General features: G+C 63.3%; 19 protein-coding genes. 5 read left to right on the top strand and 14 right to left on the bottom strand.

Going from position 1 to position 18,983, the window contains the following annotated elements:
* Nucleotides 1-44 precede the first annotated feature (44 nt).
* Both EOC94_RS27810 and EOC94_RS27805 read right to left on the bottom strand, forming a co-directional pair.
* Nucleotides 45-788, bottom strand: coding sequence for an ABC transporter ATP-binding protein (locus tag EOC94_RS27810; protein ID WP_126105078.1), 744 nt, complete (start codon nt 786-788; stop codon nt 45-47).
* Between the two features lie 7 nt (nt 789-795).
* Nucleotides 796-2,250, bottom strand: a complete 1,455-nt coding sequence (locus EOC94_RS27805) for an efflux RND transporter periplasmic adaptor subunit (RefSeq protein ID WP_127294654.1) — start codon at nt 2,248-2,250, stop codon at nt 796-798.
* 1,095 nt (nt 2,251-3,345) lie between these two features.
* Here EOC94_RS27805 and EOC94_RS27800 point away from each other — a divergent pair.
* Nucleotides 3,346-4,782 (top strand): MFS transporter, encoded by a 1,437-nt coding sequence (locus tag EOC94_RS27800; protein WP_126105077.1) that lies wholly within the window; start codon nt 3,346-3,348, stop codon nt 4,780-4,782.
* Here EOC94_RS27800 and coaBC read toward each other — a convergent pair.
* The 5 genes from coaBC to ubiE form a co-directional block, all read right to left on the bottom strand.
* The gene (gene coaBC / locus EOC94_RS27795) at nt 4,779-5,996 is read right to left on the bottom strand and encodes a bifunctional phosphopantothenoylcysteine decarboxylase/phosphopantothenate--cysteine ligase CoaBC (RefSeq protein WP_127294652.1); all 1,218 of its coding nucleotides are present in this window, start codon (nt 5,994-5,996) and stop codon (nt 4,779-4,781) included. The two genes, EOC94_RS27800 and coaBC, sit on opposite strands and share 4 nt — an antisense overlap.
* Nucleotides 5,997-6,021: 25 nt before the next feature.
* Nucleotides 6,022-6,432, bottom strand: a complete 411-nt coding sequence (locus EOC94_RS27790; RefSeq protein WP_095488513.1) for a type II toxin-antitoxin system VapC family toxin — start codon at nt 6,430-6,432, stop codon at nt 6,022-6,024.
* The gene (locus tag EOC94_RS27785; protein WP_008874379.1) at nt 6,429-6,668 is read right to left on the bottom strand and encodes a hypothetical protein; all 240 of its coding nucleotides are present in this window, start codon (nt 6,666-6,668) and stop codon (nt 6,429-6,431) included. The genes EOC94_RS27790 and EOC94_RS27785 overlap by 4 nt, the downstream gene beginning before the upstream one ends.
* An 85-nt stretch (nt 6,669-6,753) precedes the next feature.
* Nucleotides 6,754-8,328, bottom strand: coding sequence for a 2-polyprenylphenol 6-hydroxylase (gene ubiB / locus EOC94_RS27780; protein ID WP_095488514.1), 1,575 nt, complete (start codon nt 8,326-8,328; stop codon nt 6,754-6,756).
* Between the two features lie 13 nt (nt 8,329-8,341).
* Nucleotides 8,342-9,118, bottom strand: a complete 777-nt coding sequence (ubiE, locus tag EOC94_RS27775) for a bifunctional demethylmenaquinone methyltransferase/2-methoxy-6-polyprenyl-1,4-benzoquinol methylase UbiE (RefSeq protein WP_095488515.1) — start codon at nt 9,116-9,118, stop codon at nt 8,342-8,344.
* 148 nt (nt 9,119-9,266) lie between these two features.
* Here ubiE and EOC94_RS27770 point away from each other — a divergent pair, with 148 nt between their 5' ends.
* From EOC94_RS27770 to EOC94_RS27760, 3 genes are all read left to right on the top strand, one after another.
* Entirely contained in the window at nt 9,267-10,238 is a 972-nt protein-coding gene (locus EOC94_RS27770) for an adenosine deaminase (RefSeq protein ID WP_127294650.1), read from the top strand.
* Between the two features lie 104 nt (nt 10,239-10,342).
* Entirely contained in the window at nt 10,343-10,972 is a 630-nt protein-coding gene (upp, locus tag EOC94_RS27765) for a uracil phosphoribosyltransferase (RefSeq protein WP_095488517.1), read from the top strand.
* A gap of 110 nt (nt 10,973-11,082) precedes the next feature.
* The gene (locus EOC94_RS27760; RefSeq protein ID WP_126107359.1) at nt 11,083-11,646 is read left to right on the top strand and encodes a TIGR02281 family clan AA aspartic protease; all 564 of its coding nucleotides are present in this window, start codon (nt 11,083-11,085) and stop codon (nt 11,644-11,646) included.
* Here the strand turns inward: EOC94_RS27760 and deoA are convergent, their stop codons facing one another.
* From deoA to EOC94_RS27730, 6 genes are all read right to left on the bottom strand, one after another.
* Nucleotides 11,647-12,966, bottom strand: coding sequence for a thymidine phosphorylase (gene deoA / locus EOC94_RS27755; RefSeq protein ID WP_126105073.1), 1,320 nt, complete (start codon nt 12,964-12,966; stop codon nt 11,647-11,649).
* Entirely contained in the window at nt 12,966-13,784 is an 819-nt protein-coding gene (locus EOC94_RS27750) for a purine-nucleoside phosphorylase (RefSeq protein ID WP_127294648.1), read from the bottom strand. Before EOC94_RS27750 ends, deoA begins: the two co-directional genes overlap by 1 nt.
* Nucleotides 13,781-14,173, bottom strand: coding sequence for a cytidine deaminase (gene cdd / locus EOC94_RS27745; RefSeq protein WP_127204612.1), 393 nt, complete (start codon nt 14,171-14,173; stop codon nt 13,781-13,783). Before cdd ends, EOC94_RS27750 begins: the two co-directional genes overlap by 4 nt.
* A 180-nt stretch (nt 14,174-14,353) precedes the next feature.
* Complete coding sequence (locus tag EOC94_RS27740; protein WP_127204613.1) at nt 14,354-15,325, bottom strand: ABC transporter permease; 972 nt, start codon at nt 15,323-15,325, stop codon at nt 14,354-14,356.
* Nucleotide 15,326: 1 nt separating this feature from the next.
* Nucleotides 15,327-16,466, bottom strand: a complete 1,140-nt coding sequence (locus tag EOC94_RS27735) for an ABC transporter permease (protein ID WP_127294646.1) — start codon at nt 16,464-16,466, stop codon at nt 15,327-15,329.
* Nucleotides 16,463-17,995, bottom strand: coding sequence for an ABC transporter ATP-binding protein (locus EOC94_RS27730; protein WP_126105069.1), 1,533 nt, complete (start codon nt 17,993-17,995; stop codon nt 16,463-16,465). Before EOC94_RS27730 ends, EOC94_RS27735 begins: the two co-directional genes overlap by 4 nt.
* Nucleotides 17,996-18,314: 319 nt before the next feature.
* Here EOC94_RS27730 and EOC94_RS27725 point away from each other — a divergent pair, with 319 nt between their 5' ends.
* Nucleotides 18,315-18,524, top strand: coding sequence for a SlyX family protein (locus tag EOC94_RS27725; RefSeq protein ID WP_127294644.1), 210 nt, complete (start codon nt 18,315-18,317; stop codon nt 18,522-18,524).
* Between the two features lie 93 nt (nt 18,525-18,617).
* Here EOC94_RS27725 and EOC94_RS27720 read toward each other — a convergent pair whose 3' ends face one another.
* A complete protein-coding gene (locus EOC94_RS27720) occupies nt 18,618-18,983 on the bottom strand; it encodes a VOC family protein (protein WP_095488525.1) in 366 nt (121 codons plus the stop codon).

The raw sequence follows: 18,983 nt of genomic DNA, 5'->3' as shown, positions 1-18,983 counted from the left end.
TGCGCAAATGATGGGAGCGTAATGATCGCAGGGCAGTTCTTGTGCTACCGGACATTGTTGTAAGCCAGCGATAGATGGCGAGCGTTACCTAGAGACCGTGCCTGTTGCGCGACAGGGGTGTCGGACACAACGCGACCATCTCGAAAGGCCACAATGCGATCGGCATGGGCAGCAATCTGCGCCTCATGGGTGACCAGCACAATGGTCAGGCCCTCTACATTGAGGCGGCGGAAAATCGCCATGATCTCCAGCCCGGTCTGGCTGTCGAGCGCACCAGTGGGTTCATCGGCGAGCAGAAGCAAAGGCTCCGTCACCAGAGCACGGGCAATCGCAACGCGCTGCTGTTGTCCGCCCGAGAGTTCGGCAGGCGTATGTCTGGCCCGATCGGCGAGCCCTACCCTGGCCAGCATCGCCAGGGCTGCGCGCCGCCGCTCTCCAGCCCACATGCGGCGATAGACAAGCGGCAGCTCCACATTTTCTAGTGCGCTGGCCCGCGGCAGCAGATTGAACGACTGAAACACGAAACCGATGTTGCGATTGCGGATTGCAGCGAGCTCATCGTGATGGAGACCACCGACGTAAACCCCGTTCAGGCGGTAGCGGCCTTCGCTGGGACTGTCGAGGCAGCCCAGTATGTTCATGAAGGTAGATTTGCCTGACCCAGAAGGTCCGATCACCGCGACGAATTCGCCTCTTTGAATCGTCATGGTCACCCCTTCGAGCGCCCACACCGGTCCTCCGCCAACACGGTAGCAATGGCGCAGCCGATCGACTTCGATCAGGGCCATGGATGCCTCACCGCAACCGGAACTTGACCAGGACGGAAGACGCGTCATCGTCCCGACGCGGAGCAGTGGCAAGCCCTGTAATGACCTGCTGCCCCTCGGTCAGGTCGCCTGCCAGCAACTCTGTTGTACGACCGTCGGTGATTCCAAGCCGGAGCGAAACCAGCTTCGGCTCGCGGTCTGGCCCAACTACAAAGACCTCGCCCGGGCTTCCTGCCTCTGCGCCCGTTTCGGCAATGGCCGGCGCGGTTGAACGCGCCTTGTCCCCGGTATCATTCGGCGGCCGGAAACGCAGGGCAGCGTTCGGCACTTTCAAGACGCCCTGTCGCTTGGCCACTACCACACTCAGATTGGCGGTCATGCCGGGCAACAGCAGCTCATCGGAATTTTCGGTACCGACCACCACTATGTATGTGACGACATTTTGGACGACCTGCGGTGCCTTGCGGATCTGCTTTACCGTGCCGGTGAAGATTCGGTCGGGATAGGCATCGGCGGTGAAAGTAACTGGCTGGCCAAGCGCAAAACGGCTAATATCGGCTTCCACCACCGAAGCCTCCACCTGCATCTCAGTCAGGTCCTGAGCTATGGTGAACAGGATCGGTGTCTGCAGGCTAGCCGCGAGGGTCTGACCACCACTAACGGCGCGATTGACCACTGTGCCGGTGACCGGCGCGCGTACATACGTGCGGTCAAGATCGATTTGGGCCTGCTGAAGCACCGCTTCCTTCTGCTTCACCTGGGCAAGCGTGTTGGCGAGCTCGGCTTCGGCCATATTGAGTGTCGCCTTGGCGGCTCGAACGGCTGCCGATTGCGACAGTTCCTCCGCTTGGGCAGCAGTCGCCTGCGCCTTGGCAGAGTTATGCGCAGTGTTGTCCCGCTCCCATTCACCCTGCGCGATGATCTTCTGCTTAGCCAGCGAGCGTTTGCGGTTCACTTCCTGCGCCGCACCATCGAGCGCGATTTCGGCGCGTGCAGTCTGTGCTGCGGCAGAATCATATCTGGCCGCGGCGGTCTCCATCTCTGCCCTGGCCCGCTCGATTTGGGCTCGCTGTACGGAAACCTGCGTTTGGGCCATCTCCCGTTCGGCAAGGGTTTGCGCCAGTCTTGCTTCGTAAATCTCCGGGTCAACCCGGGCGATGACCTGACCCTTGGTGACCTTGGAGTTGAAGTCGACATAGAGTTTCTTCACCCGACCCGAGAGCTGAGAACCGACTTCCACCATAACCAGTGCGTTCAGCGTGCCAGCCGCCTGAACTGTTGTGATGATATCGCCGCGCTCCACGGCTTGCGAGCGATAGGCGGGGGTATCGGGCCGGATCGAGGACGGCTTGAGGAGAGCTGAGAGGTTATTGAAGGCCGACAAAACCTGGCCGGAAGTCGCCGATGGCGTCGGTCCCATCGAACTCCCTGGCGTCACCGCGGCGCCGAGGATTGCCGTAACGAACAGAACGCTGCGCATCATTTTCTGACCACCTCCGAGCCGGAAGGGAAAGGTAATCCCTTCCAGCTCTTTAATCTGTGATCGGCAATGCCGTAGAGGAACTCATTTCACCTATTGAAGAAATCCATCACAGCAAACCGCACAGAGATCGATTCGAAAGTTCCGGATCTTACTGCTTGCATTGCCCCGGATTGCCCTCGCAGGCTGTTTCGGTCTTGTTGTCGATGTTGCCCTTGCCTTCAGCCGTGTCCTGCGTTGCCGTGCCGAACGCATTGCCACTCACATCCTTCGTGGTCTCATTGCATTGGCAGTCCGGAACCGACCCTGTCTTTGTGCAAGTAGCCACGCCAGCGGCGCCGCAGAAGTCTGTGCACTGCGTCGCCGACACGCCAGGACAGGCGTTCTGCGCTAGCGCGCCGCCTGCTCCAAGCAACAGTGTCCCACCCCAGAAAGCCGCAGCCGCGGCTACCTTTAAACCACTATGTCCAACAATCATGTTCTCCTCCGAATTTGCCAGAGCTAGAGGGTGCTGCGCAGGCCATCTCTGGCACTGGTCGGCAGCATGAGGGCGCAAGAGAGCCCTCGATCCGGCTCGATCGATTATGCTGTGGGAGATGCGGAAGTTATGAGGCCGCCAGTAGCGGGTTACGCCGCCGGGCCTCCCAAGACTCTTTCGGGTGAAGGTCCCTCTGCGGCGCGTAGAACCGCCGCGATACTTGGCCTGTGCAAATCGGCAACGCTCATTGTCGCGCTCCAGTACGACCGCAAGCAGAATAATATTCGCTATTGCTAATATATTAACCGTACCTGCGGAAGTTGGCAACAAATATCTACATCCACCGGTTGACGTGCCGCTAAATCGATTCGGTAGAGCGGCGTCAACATCGCCATCGGCGTCAGCAGTACCAGATGCGCAGCACGGCGGATCGATGGAGCCGGGACGCACGATCATTTTGACTTCCCGCCTTCATCAGCATTCTCAGCGCACCCGCAAAAAACCGCTTGAGCTCAACTGCAGTTGAGGTTTTACAACCCCCGAAGCGCCGCTTGCCCTTTGGAGACGAAGGGCGCTCCACCATTTTTTGAATCGGCGTATAAGAACGTTCGGAGGGCGGGGTGACCGAAACCAGCACAAACAGGGTCGATTGGCGCGCGCTGTGGGCGAGCGGCGATCTGGCGCGCTTCTGCTTCATCAGCCTCGGCATCCTGCTGCACGCCACCAATGAAACCATGGTGGCGACGGTGATGCCGGCCATGGTCGGCGAACTCGCTGGCGTTCAGCTGGTCGGCTGGTCGCTGGCGATCTACGAGCTCGGCGCCATCGTCGCCGGCGCTGCCGCCGGGCGGCTGGTGAGCTACGTCGCGCTGCGCACCAACATGGTGGTGGCCGCCCTGCTTTATGCGGCCGGCGCACTGGTCTGCGCCATCGCGCCCTCCATGCCGCTGTTCCTGACCGGGCGCCTGATCGAGGGGTTTGGCGGCGGCGCGCTAGTGTCGTTGGCCTTCGTCTCGGTCGAGCGGCTGTTTCCACGCGCCATCTGGCCACAGCTTTTCGGCGTCATGTCGGCGATCTGGGGCGTCGCCGCCTTCAGCGGCCCGGTGCTGGGCGCGTTGATGACCGAGTTGCTCTCCTGGCGCTGGGCTTTCGGCGTCTTCACGCTCGGCGGCACGGCCATGGCATTGGCGAGCTTCATCGTGCTCGACACGCCTGAGGCGACCAAGCCGCAGGCGATCACTGGGACGGCGCCGCCCTTCCCCTTCGCCGCGCTCGGCTGCCTTGCCGTCAGCGTCGTGCTGATCGCCACGGCCGGGGTCGACATTGCCCTGCTGCGTTCCTCCCTGCTGCTGGCCCTCGGCCTGGTCGGGCTTGCGCTGTTTGTCCGCATCGATGCGCTGAAGCCGCGCTCGCGGCTGTTCCCGTCGCGGCTGTTCTCTTGGCGCTCGCCGGTCGGCGCAGGCATGACCATGGTCGCCGCGTTCTCCGTGGCGACCTGTTCCTTCGCCGTCTACGGACCGCTGCTTCTGACCAGCCTGCACGGCATTCCGATCCTGACCACCGGCTACATCATCGCCGCCGAATCGATCGCCTGGTCGATCCTGTCGATCCTCGTCGCCAATGCGCCGCCGGAGCGCGAGAGGCTGATCATCACCGGCGGCGCGCTGATGATCGCGATGGGCATCGCTGGTTTCGCCTATGCCGTGCCGGCGGGTTCGATTCCGCTGATCCTGTTCTGCGCCTTGCTGCAAGGCGGCGGCTTCGGCATTGCCTGGCCCTTCGTCACCCGCGTGATCGTGGCATCGGCCAGGGATGGTGAGCAGACGATCGCCTCTGCCGCCGTGCCGACCATGCAGCGCATCGGCTATGCGGTCGGTGCAGCACTGACCGGCATCGTCGCCAACGCCAGCGGTTTTTCCGAAGGCCTGAACCGAGAGGCGGCAGCGAATGTCGCCACCTGGTTGTTCCTTGCCTTCGTGCCACTCGGCCTTCTGGGATGCCTTGCAGCCCTGAGGATCTCGGGGCCGGCAGCCCGGCCACAGGAAGCAACGGGCTAGACAGTAATTGTCTTCAGCCGCTCGGCGATCAGTGCCGCAAGCCGCGTCGCCACCTCGTCCTTGCTCATCTCGGGCCATTCGTCGACACCGGCCTTCGAGACGATCCGCACCCGGTTGCGATCGCCGCCCATCACGCCGCCTACGCGGGACACGTCGTTGGCGACGATGAAATCGGCGCCCTTCTTCCTGAGCTTGGCCTCGGCGTTCTTGACGAGATCCTGCGTCTCAGCGGCAAAGCCGACGACCAGGCTGGGCCGCCTTTTGTGATGACCGACACCGGCAAGAATATCGGGGTTTTCGATCATCTGCAGCGCCGGCGGCCCCTCGCCTGCCACTTTCTTGATCTTCTCGCCGGCCGAAGTCTCGCTACGCCAGTCGGCAACGGCAGCCACGAACACGGCCGCGTCCGCCGGCAGCAGCTGTTCGACCGCGCCCTTCATCTCGTTCGCGGTTTCGACATGCAGCGTGGTGACCCCGGCCGGATCGGCAATACCGACCGGACCGGAGACGAGGCGCACATCGGCGCCGAGCCTTGCCAGCGCCGCCGCAATGGCATGGCCCTGCTTGCCGGACGAGCGATTGGCGATGTAGCGCACCGGGTCGATCGGCTCATGCGTCGGCCCTGAGGTGACGATGATCTTTCTGCCGGCCAGCGGCTTCGGCCTGATGTCGAGCAGCGCCTCGATCGCGGCGACGATCTCCAGCGGCTCGGCCATGCGGCCCTCGCCTGCCTCGTTGCTCTCTGCCATCTCGCCCTTCGCCGGGCCGATGAATGCGATGCCGTCCTTCTGCAACGTCGCGCGGTTTCGCCGGGTCGCCGGGTGCGACCACATTTTCGGGTTCATGGCGGGCGCCATCAAAACCTGCTTGTCGGTGGCAATGAGCACAGTGGAGGCAAGGTCATTGGCGTGGCCGTTGGCGAGCTTCGCCATCAGGTCGGCGGTGGCCGGCGCCACGACGACAAGGTCGGCCTCGCGCGACAAGCGGATGTGGCCGACATCGTGCTCGTCATTGCGGTCGAACAAATCGGTGAAGACGTGGTCGGCAGCCAGCGCTCCAACCGACAGCGTGGTCACGAACTCCTGCGCCGCAGCGGTCATGACGACACGCACCGCAGCGCCCCGCTCGCGCAGCCGGCGGATCAGGTCGAGCGCCTTATAGGCGGCGATGCCGCCGCCGATGATCAGCAGGATGCGCTTGCCGGAAAGGATCATGCCCGAGACCAGTCCTTGTCCAAAGTCATGCCGGCTTCAGTACCGGCGTGATATCGGTATGGATGAAATCATCGCCCTTGAAAAGCAATGGCAGATCTCGGGTCTTGGCGAGAGCGTAGGCGAAGCAGTCGCCCATGTTGAGGTTGGCCGGGTGGCCGGTGCCGCGGCCATAGGTTGAATAGGCAAGGCGAGCTGCAGAAAGCTGCACCAAATCGAAGGCTAGAATTTCGAGTTGAAGCTCCGAAACTATCGCTTCAAGTCGGGCAGCTCCCTCCGGATATCTGCCTCGCAAGGCGACGCAATATGCTTCATATAGCGTGCCAGAACTGATCGACGGCAGCTCCGATCGGGCGATGGCGTTGGCGAACAACACGTTGTCTGATTCCCGCCCCAGAATGGAAATCAATGCCGACGTGTCGACGACAAGAGCGCTCACCGGAGGCCTTCGTCCCACATTTCATCTGTGAGTTTCTTCAGGTCGAAAGGCTCCGCTGGTTTCACGCCAAGCGCCAGAACCTTGTCAACGTCGATCCTTCGTCGTGCAGGGCTTTTAACCTCTCGCGCAAGAACTTCCCGAGCCTCCTGCTCCATCGAAACACCTCGCGCGGCGGCGCGCTCGCGAAGGGCCTGCTTCACGCTGTCGTCAAGATTGCGGATGGTGAGCGTACCCATGGCATTGCTCCTTCTCATCCAACATAGTTGATGAAAGGAATGCTTTCAATGACAGCGCCGACAGCACTGCTGTCATTGCTTGCATTCAAAGCAGCTTCCAAGCGATATAGACCAGCGTCACCGCGATCACCCACAGCGCCAGCCGGCCGGATCGGGTGTGGCGCGCCTCGGCCTTGCCGATCGCGTGCGCTGTCCTTTCGTCGAAGCGCAACCCATGTTCGGCCATCAAATCGATCTCGCGCGACAGCCGCTCGGTGCGGGCGGCGAGATCCGGCGCCTGGCGGGCCAGCGCCAGCAGCGCGCTTGCGCCGTCGCGCGCGTCGGCCAGCAGAGCACGCGGGCCGAGATTGCCCGATATCCAGCCGCTGACCACCGGTTCGGACGTCTTCCACATGTTGAAGGCCGGGTCGAGGGTGCGGGCGACGCCCTCGACCACCACCATGGTCTTCTGCAGCAGCACCAGTTCGGAACGCGTCGCCATGTCGAAGAGGTCGGTCACCTCGAACAGAAGCGTCAAGAGCTTGGCCATCGAGATGGTATCGGCCGGCTGGCCGTGGATCGGCTCGCCGATCGCCCGGATCGCCTGGGCGAACGCCGCGACATTGTGCTGGCGCGGCACGTAGCCGGCCTCGAAATGCACTTCGGCGACGCGCAGATAGTCACGGGTGATGAAGCCATAGAGGATTTCGGCGAGGAAACGGCGCTCCTTCTTGCCGAGCCGGCCGGCAATGCCGAGATCAACGGCAACGATGGTGCCGTCGGCCTCGACGAACAGGTTTCCCGGATGCATGTCCGCATGAAAGAAGCCGTCGCGCAGCGTTTGACGCAGGAACGACTGGATCAGATTGGCGGCGATCGCCTTCAGATCGTGGCCGGCAGCAGCGAGGCCGGCAATGTCGTTCATCTTGATGCCGTCGACCCATTCCATGGTCAGAACGTCGCGGCCGGTGCGCTCCCAGTCGACCATCGGCACGCGAAAGCCGGGATCGTCCTTGGTGTTCTCGCCGAGCTCCGAAAGCGCTGCCGCCTCGAGCCTCAGATCCATTTCGATCTTGGTGGTCTGCGCCAGCGTCTCGGTCACTTCGACCGGCCGCAGCCGGCGCGACGACGGGATGTACTTCTCCTGCAGGCGGGCAGCGAGAAAATAGCTCTCGAGATCACGAAAGAAGAGGCGGCGCACGCCTGGCCGGATGACCTTGACCGCCACCCGCGAACCGACGCCGTCGTGCAGGGTTTCTGCGATATGGACCTGAGCGATCGAAGCCGCGGCAACGGCATCGCCGAAACTGGCGTAGAGGTCGCCGACCTTGCGCCCGAGCGAAGCCTCTATCGCCGCAATGGCCTCGGTCTGCGGAAAGGTCTGCATCTTGTCCTGCAGCATGGCGAGGTCGAGCGCCATGTCGTTGCCGACGACATCGGGCCGTGTCGCCAGGAACTGCCCGAGCTTGACATAGGATGGCCCGAGCCGGACGACCGCCTTGGCCAGCCGGTCGCCACGCTCATAGGCAAGCGCGCGGCGGCGGGTGAACAGCCGTGCCATCCGCCAGCCGAGTTTCGGCAGGCCGGAAAGCTCGTCGCCCGGCAAGGCCGCCACGACGCCTTCGCGGACCAGCACCCAGCCGGCCCGCACGAGCCTGAAACCAGCGCCGACCCTGCTCATGACTGCGCTAGCCTCAAAGCTTCCAGCCCGAATGAAGCGCAGCAATGCCGCCGGAATAATTGCGAAAAGAAGCGCGGTCGAAGCCGGCGCGGGAAATCATCGCCGCAAAATTCTGCTGATTGGGAAACTTGCGGATTGATTCGACCAGATAGGAATAGGGCTCGCCGTCACCGGTCACCGCCTTGCCGATCCTGGGGATGGCGTTGAACGACCACGCCTCATAGACCTTGTCGAGCAACGGCATGTCGACCTCGGAAAATTCGAGACAGAGAAAGCGTCCGCCGGGCTTCAGCACGCGATAGGCTTCCGCAAGCGCCACATCGATACGCGGCACGTTGCGAATGCCGAAAGCGATCGTGTAGGCGTCGAACGTGGCCTCAGCGAAGGGCAGCTCCTCGGCATTGGCTTCGACGAAATCGGTGTTATCAGTCAGTCCCTTTTTCTCGGCCCGGTCGCGGCCGACGGCGAGCATCGAGCCGTTGATGTCGAGAACGGTGGCATGGGCGTTCCTGCCGCTCGCCTCGACGATGCGGAAGGCGATGTCGCCGGTGCCGCCGGCAACGTCGAGAACGCTCCAGCGCGGTCGTTTCGGTGGATTGAGCCATGTGACCATAGCGTCCTTCCACAGCCGGTGCAGGCCGGCCGACATCAGGTCGTTCATCAGATCGTAGCGGTTCGCGACCTTGTGGAAAACGTCATTGACCAGGGACTGCTTCTCGCCTGCCCCTACACGCTTGAAACCATAGGAGGTCTCCATGCCGCCAACGGCCGTGGTTCTCTCAACCGACATTATTTTTGATCCGCCATAAAACCGGCGGGACCATAGCCGATCGATGGTGCCGACGCTATTGTTTAAGGCGCGGTGTTCGGCCGCGCTTCTCGGTCGTGGAATCATGCTTATGGCTCCGCGAACTGGGCTGACCTGACGGGATGACTGCATGCCTTTGAAAGCGGAACTGCACTGCCATATCGAAGGGGCAGCGGCGCCCGAACTCGTCATCCGCCAGGCGCAGAAATACGGCAAGGACACCTCGCCCTACATTCAGGACGGCTCCTTCGTCTGGCACGATTTCACCTCCTTCCTCGCCGCCTATGATTTCTCCTCCGACCTGTTCCGCACGGAAGAAGACTATGCGCGGCTGGCCGATCATTACCTGACCAGTCTCGCCCGCGACGGCGCCATCTATTCCGAGATCTTCACCTCGCCGGACCCTGCCGGCAAGGCCGGCCTGTCGCCCAAGGCCTATACGGACGCGCTCGGCGAAGGCATGGCGCGTGCCAAGGCCAAGACCGGCATCGAGGGCCGCATGATCGTCACCGGCGTGCGCAACGCCGGCGTCTATTCGATCGAGCAGGCGGCGCGCTTCGCGGCCCGCTGCGGACATCCGCTGGTCACCGGCTTCGGCGTCGCCGGCGACGAGCGGATGGGCGATCTGGAGGACTATGTCAGGGCCTTCGAGATCGCGCGCGAGGCCGGCCTCGGCATCACCGTCCACGCCGGCGAGCTGATGGGCTGGGAAAGCGTCAAGGCGGCGCTCGACCATATCCGCCCCGCCCGTATCGGCCATGGCGTGCGCGCCATCGAAAATCCCGACCTTGTCCGGCGCATAGCCGACGAAGGCGTCGTGCTCGAATGCTGTCCCGGCTCCAACATCGCGCTGAAGGTCTTCGACAGTTTCGCCGATCACCCTTTTCCGGCGCTGCAGGCGGCGGGCTGCAAGGTGACGCTAAACTCCGACGACCCGCCCTATTTCTGGACGTCGCTGAAGCGCGAATACGACATTGCCGCAGAGCATTTTTCGATGGACGACAAGGCGCTCGCCGCCGTCACCAGAACCGCAATCGAGGCCGCCTTCGTCGATAAGAAGACCAGGACGGCGCTTCTCGCCCGCCTCAACGCCGCCCGCTAACTCTCTCCTCCTGCAAAAACTGTGGTAGGTGATCGCAAGCAGTTCCTTGGCCGGCGCATTGTCGATAGGGTTCACGTAAGCAGCCGGAATTTCAGGAGAACACCATGAAGGGCGTCACCGTCGTCGACCACCCGCTTGTCCAGCACAAGCTGACCATCATGCGAAAGAAGGAAACCTCGACGGCCGGCTTCCGGCGGTTGTTGCGGGAGATCTCGCTGCTGCTCGGCTACGAGGTCACTCGCAACCTCGAACTGACGACGACAACGATCGAAACGCCGATCGAGACGATGGAAGCGCCAACGCTGGAGGGCAAGAAGCTGGTCTTCGCCTCAGTGCTGCGCGCCGGCAACGGCTTGCTCGAGGGCCTGCTTGACCTGGTGCCGGCGGCGCGCGTCGCCCATATCGGTCTCTACCGCGATCATGAGACGCTGGAAGCGGTCGAATATTTCTTCAAGGCGCCGAGCGATCTCGCCGACCGGTTGGTGATCGTCGTCGACCCGATGCTGGCGACCGCCAATTCGGCGATCGCGGCGATCGACAAGCTAAAAGGGCGCGGCGCCACCAACATCCGCTTCCTCTGCCTGCTGGCTGCGCCAGAAGGCCTCGAGCGCTTCATCAAGGCGCATCCCGATGTCCCGGTATTCACCGCGTCCATCGATCGCCAGCTCAACGAGAAAGGCTACATCATGCCCGGCCTCGGTGATGCCGGCGACCGCATGTACGGCACTAAATGACCGTGCCACTCGTTTACCGATCGTTTACGCAAACGGCCGCTTTCCGCATCTGTTAAAGCGGCAAACACCATGTCGCGATAAGCATGGGCGTTCACGAAGGCCGGTCCATGCTGCTGCGCAATCTTCTCATCCTTGGCGTGCTCGCCGTAACATCGGCGTCGTTCCCGATCCTCTATCAATCGAATCCGCAGATGCTCGATGGCCTGCTGAAATCGGCGGTCGGGGCGAGGCCCACGATCGAAACGCAAACGGACCTGAACCTGGCCGGGGTTCCCGACAGATCGGCGACGCCGCAGCCGCTCGGCCGCAAGGTCGTGGTCACGGCGGATGCGCGCGGGCATTTCACGTCGGCGTTCAAGCTCAACGGCCGTCAGGTCGACGGCATGATCGACACCGGCGCCACGCTCGTCGCCATCAACAGTTCGACCGCACGCAGGATCGGCATTTCGCTGAACGCGTCTGACTTCCGCCACACCGTCAACACCGCCAACGGGGCGATCAAGGCTGCCCTGGTGACCGTCGATCGCCTGCAGATCGGCAAGATCACGGTCGACGGCGTCCAGGCGGTGGTGCTCGACGACAAGGCACTGCGCACCAATTTGATCGGTCTGAGTTTTCTCCAGCGGCTTGAAAAATACCAGGTCGAAAACGGCGCGCTGTTGCTCGTCCAGTGATCACCCGCGCGGCAGGATCCGCCGGATGACGGCTTTTTCCGCAGGCGGCTTCGAAGCGCCGATCGTATAGGCCGAAAGCACGGCGGCCGCGGCCGCCTCGGCATCGGAGGCGTTGCGGGCATGGACCAGCGCCAGCGCCTCGCCGGCGCGTACCTCCGCACCGACCGGCAATAGCCTGGTGATGCCGACCGCATGATCGATGCTGTCGTCCGGCCGTATGCGCCCGCCGCCAAGCCCGACGACGGCAAGACCGATGTCGCGGGTGGCGATGCCGGTGACAAAGCCGTTTTCGGTCGCCTTGACCGCAAACTCGGTCGCCGCCTTCGGCAGGTATTTTTCCGGATTCTCGATGAAGTCGGCCGGACCGCCGAGCGCCGCCACCATGCGCGCGAAGACGGCCGCCGCGCGGCCACCGGCAAGCGTCTCGGCGGCGCGCCGCATGCCGTCCTGGTTGGACGATACCAGCCCCGCCGACTGAAGCATGTCTGCGGCCAATGCCAGCGTCACATCCTCCAGGCGCCGATCGCGGACGCGGCCGGTGAGAAAGTCGACGGCATTTTGCACCTCGACCGCGTTGCCGGCTGCCGATGCCAGCGGCTCGTTCATGCCGGTGACCAGCGCCGAGGCCTTCAGGCCTGCGCCGTTGGCGATTTCGACCAGGCTGTTCGCCAGTGCCGCTGCGTCGCGCGACCTTTCCATGAAGGCGCCGTTGCCGACCTTCACGTCGAGCACCAGTGACTGCAGGCCGGCGGCCAACTTCTTCGACAGGATCGAGGCGGTGATCAGCGGCACCGATTCGACGGTCCCCGACACGTCGCGGATCGCATAGAGCCTGCGGTCGGCGGGCGCGAGATCGGCGGTCTGGCCGATGATGGCGCAGCCGGTTTCGAGCACCACCTTGCGGAAGCGCGTAACATCCGGCTGGCTGATATAGCCGGGGATGGCATCCATCTTGTCCAGTGTGCCGCCGGTATGGCCGAGGCCGCGGCCGGAAATCATCGGCACATAGGCGCCGCAGGCGGCGACGATCGGCGCCACCATCAGCGAGACATTGTCGCCGACGCCGCCTGTCGAATGCTTGTCGGTCACCGGGCCCGGCAGGTCCGACCAGTCGAGCACGTCGCCGGAATCGCGCATGGCCAGCGTCAGCGCCACCGCCTCGTCGCGGCTCATGCCGTTGAAGAACACCGCCATGGCGAACGCCCCGACCTGCCCGTCCGAGACGGTGCCGGTGGTCACGCCCTCGATGAAGCTGGCGATCTCCTGCGCCGACAGCTTATGGCCGTCGCGCTTGCTGCGGATGATTTCCTGGGGAAGCATCAGGCCGAGACCTTACTCTCCGGCAGCCCGTCTTCGAACACACGCTGGAGAATGGTCGCCAGCCGCGCGCCGCCGACCGGCGCCATGTCCTTGGTCTCCTGGTGCGAAAGCTCCGCCCCGGTCATCCCTGCTGCAAGGTTGGTGATGACCGAGCAGGCAGCGACGCGCAGGCCGAGGAAGCGGGCGAGAATGACTTCCGGCACGGTCGACATGCCGACGGCATTGGCGCCCATGACGCGCGCCATGCGGATCTCGGCGGGCGTCTCGAAGCAGGGCCCGGAAAACCACATATAGACACCCTTGTGCAGCGCGGTATCCGTCGCCTTCGCCGCCGTCTCGATCGCCGAGCGAAGGCCAGCATCATAGGCTTCGGTCAGGCCGACGAAGCGGCGGTCGCTGGGCTCGCCGATCAGCGGGTTGAAGCCCGAGAAATTGATGTGGTCGGTGATCAGCATCACCGAGCCTGGCCCCATGTCCGGATCGACTGAGCCGGCGGCATTGGTGAGGATCAGTTGCGAGATGCCGAGGCCGGCGAGCACCTCCAGCGCCGGCCGCATCGCCGCCGCGTTGCCGTGCTCGTAATAATGCGCGCGGCCGGACAGCATCAGCACTGGCGTGCCGGCAAAACGTCCTGCCACCACCTCGCCGGCATGGCCGGTGACGCCGCTTCTGGGAAAGCCCGGCAATTCGGCATAGGAAATGCGGACGGCGTCCTCGACCTGGTCGACCAGCCCGCCGAGGCCCGAACCCAGCACGAGCGCGGTGGCGGGCGCCAGCCCGTCCAGCCTTTCGACGAGATGATCGATCGCTTCCTTCATTTCAAAATATCGCCCTGGAAGCCGTAGGGCAGCATATCGCCCATGGTCACAGTCTCGACCACACCGCCATTGTCGCAGAGATAAAGCTTGGTTTCCGGCCGACAGAATTCGGCCAGCCGCTGCCGGCAGCCACCACAGGGCGAGCATTTCGCCATGCGCTCGGCAATCACGGCGATCTCCGTGATCCTGCCGCCGCCGCCCATGATGTAGTGGCCGAGCGCGGTGGTTTCGGCGCACCAGCCTTCCGGATAGGACGCGACCTCGATGTTGGCGCCGGCAAAGACGCGGCCGTCCTCGGTGCGCAGTGCCGCCCCGACCGGGAATTTCGAATAGGGCGCATAGGCCTTGGCCATGGCGGCCTTGGCCGCTTCGAACAGGTCATGCGACATTTAGTTTTTCCCTAGAATGATCTGTCCGAAAACCGGCTTCCACTTTTTCGCGGCCATGCTCATATTTTCCTTTTCGCATGGCCCGGTCCGAAAACCGGCTTCCACTTTTCGGGGCCATGCTCATATTTTCCTTTTCGCATGGCCGGTCCGAAAACCGGCTTCCACTTTTTGGGGCCATGCTCAGCGTTCCTTGACATAGGGCACGCCGCCGGCGCGCGGCGGGATCGCCTTGCCGATGAAGCCGGCGAGAAGGATGACGGTGAGGATATAGGGCAGCGCCTGCATGAGTTGCACCGGCACCTTGCCGATCACTGGCAGCGGCGTGCCCTGCAGGCGGATCGACAGCGCGTCGAGGAAGCCGAACAACAGGCAGGCGAACATGGCGTTGACCGGCTTCCACTTGGCGAAGATCAGCGCGGCCAGCGCGATATAACCCTTGCCGGCGGTCATGTCCTTTACGAAGCCGCCGTTCTGCACCATCGACAGGTAGGCGCCGGCAATGCCGGTGAGCACCCCGGTGCAGATCAGCGCCCGGTAGCGCAGCCAGGCGACCGAGATGCCGGCCGTGTCGACCGCGGCCGGATTCTCGCCGACCGCGCGCATCCGCAAGCCGAAACGGGTGCGGAACAGCACCCACCAGGTGAACGGCACGGCGAGGAACGCGATATAGACCAGCACGGAATGGCCGGAGATTAGTTCCGAATATATCGGACCGAGGATCGGCACGCCCCTGAGCGCGTCCGCGCCAGGCCAGATGATCGCTCCGAACCGCTCGTCCGAGGCCAAAGCCGGCGTACGGCCACCTTGCTGGAACCAGGCCTGGCCAAGCATGATCGTCGATCCCGCGGCGATGAAATTGATCGCCACGCCGGAGACGATCTGGTTGCCGCGATGGGTGATCGAGGCAAAGCCGTGGATCAGCGCGAAGGCGACTGAGATCAGGATGGCCATGCCAAGGCCGAGATAGGCGGAATGGAAGACGGAGGCTGCGGCGGCACCGGCGAAGGCGCCGACCAGCATCTTGCCCTCGAGCCCGATATCGAAAATGCCGGCCCGCTCCGAATAGAGGCCGGCGAGGCAAGCGAGCAGCAAGGGCACCGACAGGCGGATGGTCGAGTCCAGAACCTGGACGATGGCGTTGAAAAAATCCATCTCAGGCACCCTTCCCCTTGATCGCTTCCATGCCGACGGATCTCGGGCTGAGCGAGGCGAACAGCGCCTGGACATAGGGCCGGAACATGTGCTCGAGCGCGCCGGCGAACAGGATGACCAGGCCCTGGATGATGACGATCATATCGCGGCTGATCGCCGGCATCTCGAAGGCGAGCTCTGCGCCACCCTGGTAGAGCATGCCGAATAGTATTGCGGCGAGCACGATGCCGACCGGGTGCAGGCGCCCCATCAGCGCCACCGCGATGCCGACGAAACCGGCGCCCGAAACGAATTCGAGCGCGACATTGTGCTGGTCGCCCATCGTCGGATTAAGCGCCATCATGCCGGCCAGCGCGCCCGAGATCATCATGGCGACGATGATGATGCGGGTCTCCGAAATGCCGGCATAGCGCGCCGCTTTCGGGCTGTGGCCGTAGGTGCGCATCTCGTAACCGAGCTTGGTGCGCCAGATCAGCACCCAGACCAGAAAGGCCATGGCCAGCGCCAGCAGGAAGCTGATGTTGAACGGCGCCGAGCGTATCTTGGCGCCGAACAGCTCGATGACCCAGTTGAGCTTCGGCAGTTGCGCGCCGTCGAGGAAGGTGCGTGTCTGCGGCGCCATCGAATTGGCCGGCTTCAAGAATCCGACCAGTGCATAGACCATGACGCTGGCGGCGATGAAGTTGAACATGATGGTGGTGATGACGATGTGCGAGCCGCGCTTGGCCTGCAGATAGGCCGGGATCAGCGCCCACAGCGCCCCCATTGCCGCGGCGGCGATGATCGCCAGCGGGAAGGTGAGCCACCAGGGCAGCACGCTGTCGAAGGCCAGGCAGACGATGCCGATGCCGAGACCGGCTATATAGCCCTGGCCCTCGCCACCGATGTTGAACAGGCCGCAATGCGCCGCAACCGCCACCGAAAGCCCGCTGAAGATGAAGGTGGTGGCGTAGAAAAGCGTGAACGCGATGCCTTGCCCACGGCCGAACGCGCCCTCGACCAGGACGGCGGCCGCGCGGAACGGATTTTCGCCAACCAGAATCACGACGAAGCCGGCGACGACGAAGGCAACGGCGAGATTGATCACCGGAATCAGCCCGTAATCGGCCCAGGCCGGCAGCTTGGCGTAGGGAGTGCTCATTCCGCCGCCTCCTGGCGCTCGACGCCAGCCATCAGCAGGCCGAGCTCGCCTTCGCTCGCATCCGGGCCGCGCTCGCCGACGATGCGGCCGGCAAACATCACCAGGATGCGGTCGGACAGCGAGCGGATCTCGTCGAGCTCGACCGAGACCACCAGCACCGCCTTGCCCTGGTCGCGCATGGCGATGAGGCGCTTGTGGATGAATTCGATGGCGCCGACATCGACGCCGCGCGTCGGCTGGCCGACGATGAGCACGCCTGGGTCTTGTTCCATTTCCCGCGCCAACACGATCTTCTGCTGGTTGCCGCCGGAGAAATTGGCGGTCTTGAGGCGGCAGTCCGCCGGGCGGATGTCGTATTTGGTGATCTTGTCCCTGGCGTCGTCGCGGATGGCATCGATATTGAGGAACGGCCCCCGGAGATAGCGCGGATCGTCGTGATAGCCGAGGATCGAATTCTCGTTCTCCTCGAAGGCCAGCACCAGCCCGACGTGATGGCGGTCCTCCGGCACATGGGCGAGACCGCGGTCGCGCAGCTCGCCGGGATCGGCGGCCCCGGTGAGATCGATCGGCTTGCCGTCGAGCATGACGGAGCCCGAGACGGCGCGCCTGATGCCGGAAATCGCCTCGAGCATTTCGGATTGCCCGTTGCCGGCGACGCCGGCGATGCCGACGATCTCGCCGGCGCGCACATCGAAGGAGATGTCGTCGACCATGGTGACGCCGCGGGAATCCTTCACCGTCAGGTTCTTGACCGCGAGCTTGACGCCGCCGGCTTCCGCCTCGCCCTTCTCGACCCTGAGCAGCACACGGCGCCCGACCATCAGCTCGGCCAGCTCCTCGACTGTCGTCTTCTTGGTCTCCCTGGTCGCCACCATCGTGCCCTGGCGCATGACCGAGACCGTGTCGGTGATCGCCATGATTTCGCGCAGCTTATGGGTGATCAGCAGGATCGTCTTGCCCTGCTCCTTCAGCTGCTTGAGGATGCGGAACAGATGGTCGGCTTCTGCGGGCGTCAGCACGCCCGTCGGCTCGTCGAGGATCAGGATCTCGGCGCCGCGATACAGCGCCTTGAGGATTTCGACACGCTGCTGCAGGCCGACCGGCAACTCTTCGATGATCGCATCGGGATCGACTTCCAGCCCGTATTCGCGCTCGAGCCGTTCCAGTTCGGACCGCGCCTTGGCGATGCTCTTCTTCAGCAGCGCATCGCTTTCGGCGCCGAGAATGACGTTTTCCAGCACCGTGAAATTGTCGACCAGCATGAAGTGCTGATGCACCATGCCGATGCCGAGCGCGATGGCGTCGTTTGGCGACTTGATCGACGCCGGCTGGCCGCCGACGCGGATCTCACCGCTGTCGGCCTGGTAGAAGCCATAGAGGATCGACATCAGTGTCGACTTGCCGGCGCCGTTCTCGCCGACAATGCCGTGGATGGTGCCGCGCACGATCTCCAGATTGATGTCGCGGTTGGCGCGCACGGCGCCAAAACTCTTGTTGATGCCGATCAGCTCGATTGCGGCTTGCGCCATGCAGCCTGTCCCACTCTTATTTTTTTATCGCTTGGTCAAAACGCCTAGCATGACGCCCCGTCTGTGCCAATTGGCCGGAGCAGCGTTCACTCTCGACAAATCCCCGCGCGCTTGTCAATTTCGAACGTGGCCGCAGCCTTCACATTCGCTGTCGCATCGGCCGGAAAACCGGATTCGATTTTCGGAAAGCACGATGCGAAGATTGTAAGTGTCAGAGCGTAGTTTGTGCATCCAATTGGACGCCCGTCGCTCTAATGTGGCAGACCCCAAAAATTCGCATCTCTTGAGAGTTGCGCAGCAAGAACCCGAGGTTTTTCAAATGACCATGCCCGCCGACCGGCTGACAAAGCTGGAAATCCGCGCCGCCGAGCAGGAGAAGACCATCGAGGAACTGTCCGACCAGATCGCCGAGCAGTGGAAGGTGATCGAGCGCATGCAGCGCAAGCTCGATGCGCTCACCGACCGCTTCCTGGCGTTGGAGGAACAGGCCGCACCGGACGTGCCGGTGACCAAGCCGCCGCATTGGTGAGCGACTGAGGAAGAGCAACGAGCGTGGCCGGTGAAAGCGACCGCATAGCCGGACGGCCGCGAATACGTGCAGCCGGCCCACGCGGTTCTCAGGTCAGGCAGCGGCTTTCGACGGCTGCCAAAGTTCGATCGGATTGCCTTCGGGATCATGAATGCGGCAGAAGCGGCCGGCCTCTGAATCCCATTCGGCGCGAGTTTCGACGGCGATGCCCGCCGCCTTGAGATCGGCCACGGTCGCATCGATGTCATCGACGCGGAAATTGATCATCCACTGCTGATCCATGCGACCGAAATAGTCGCTCTCTCGACGGAACGGTGCGAAGACGGTCGGGCCAGCCTCCTGTTTCCAGACGGTCTTGGCGATGTCGACAATGCCCAGATGCTTCTCGTACCAGGCGGTCAGCGCTTGCGGGTCGCTGGCGCGAAAGAAGAAGCCGCCTATTCCCGTCACCGTTGCCAT

The sequence above is a fragment of the Mesorhizobium sp. M6A.T.Ce.TU.016.01.1.1 genome (assembly GCF_003997065.1).
Taxonomy (GTDB): domain Bacteria; phylum Pseudomonadota; class Alphaproteobacteria; order Rhizobiales; family Rhizobiaceae; genus Mesorhizobium; species Mesorhizobium mediterraneum.
This window is presented reverse-complemented; position numbering and strand designations above follow the sequence as displayed.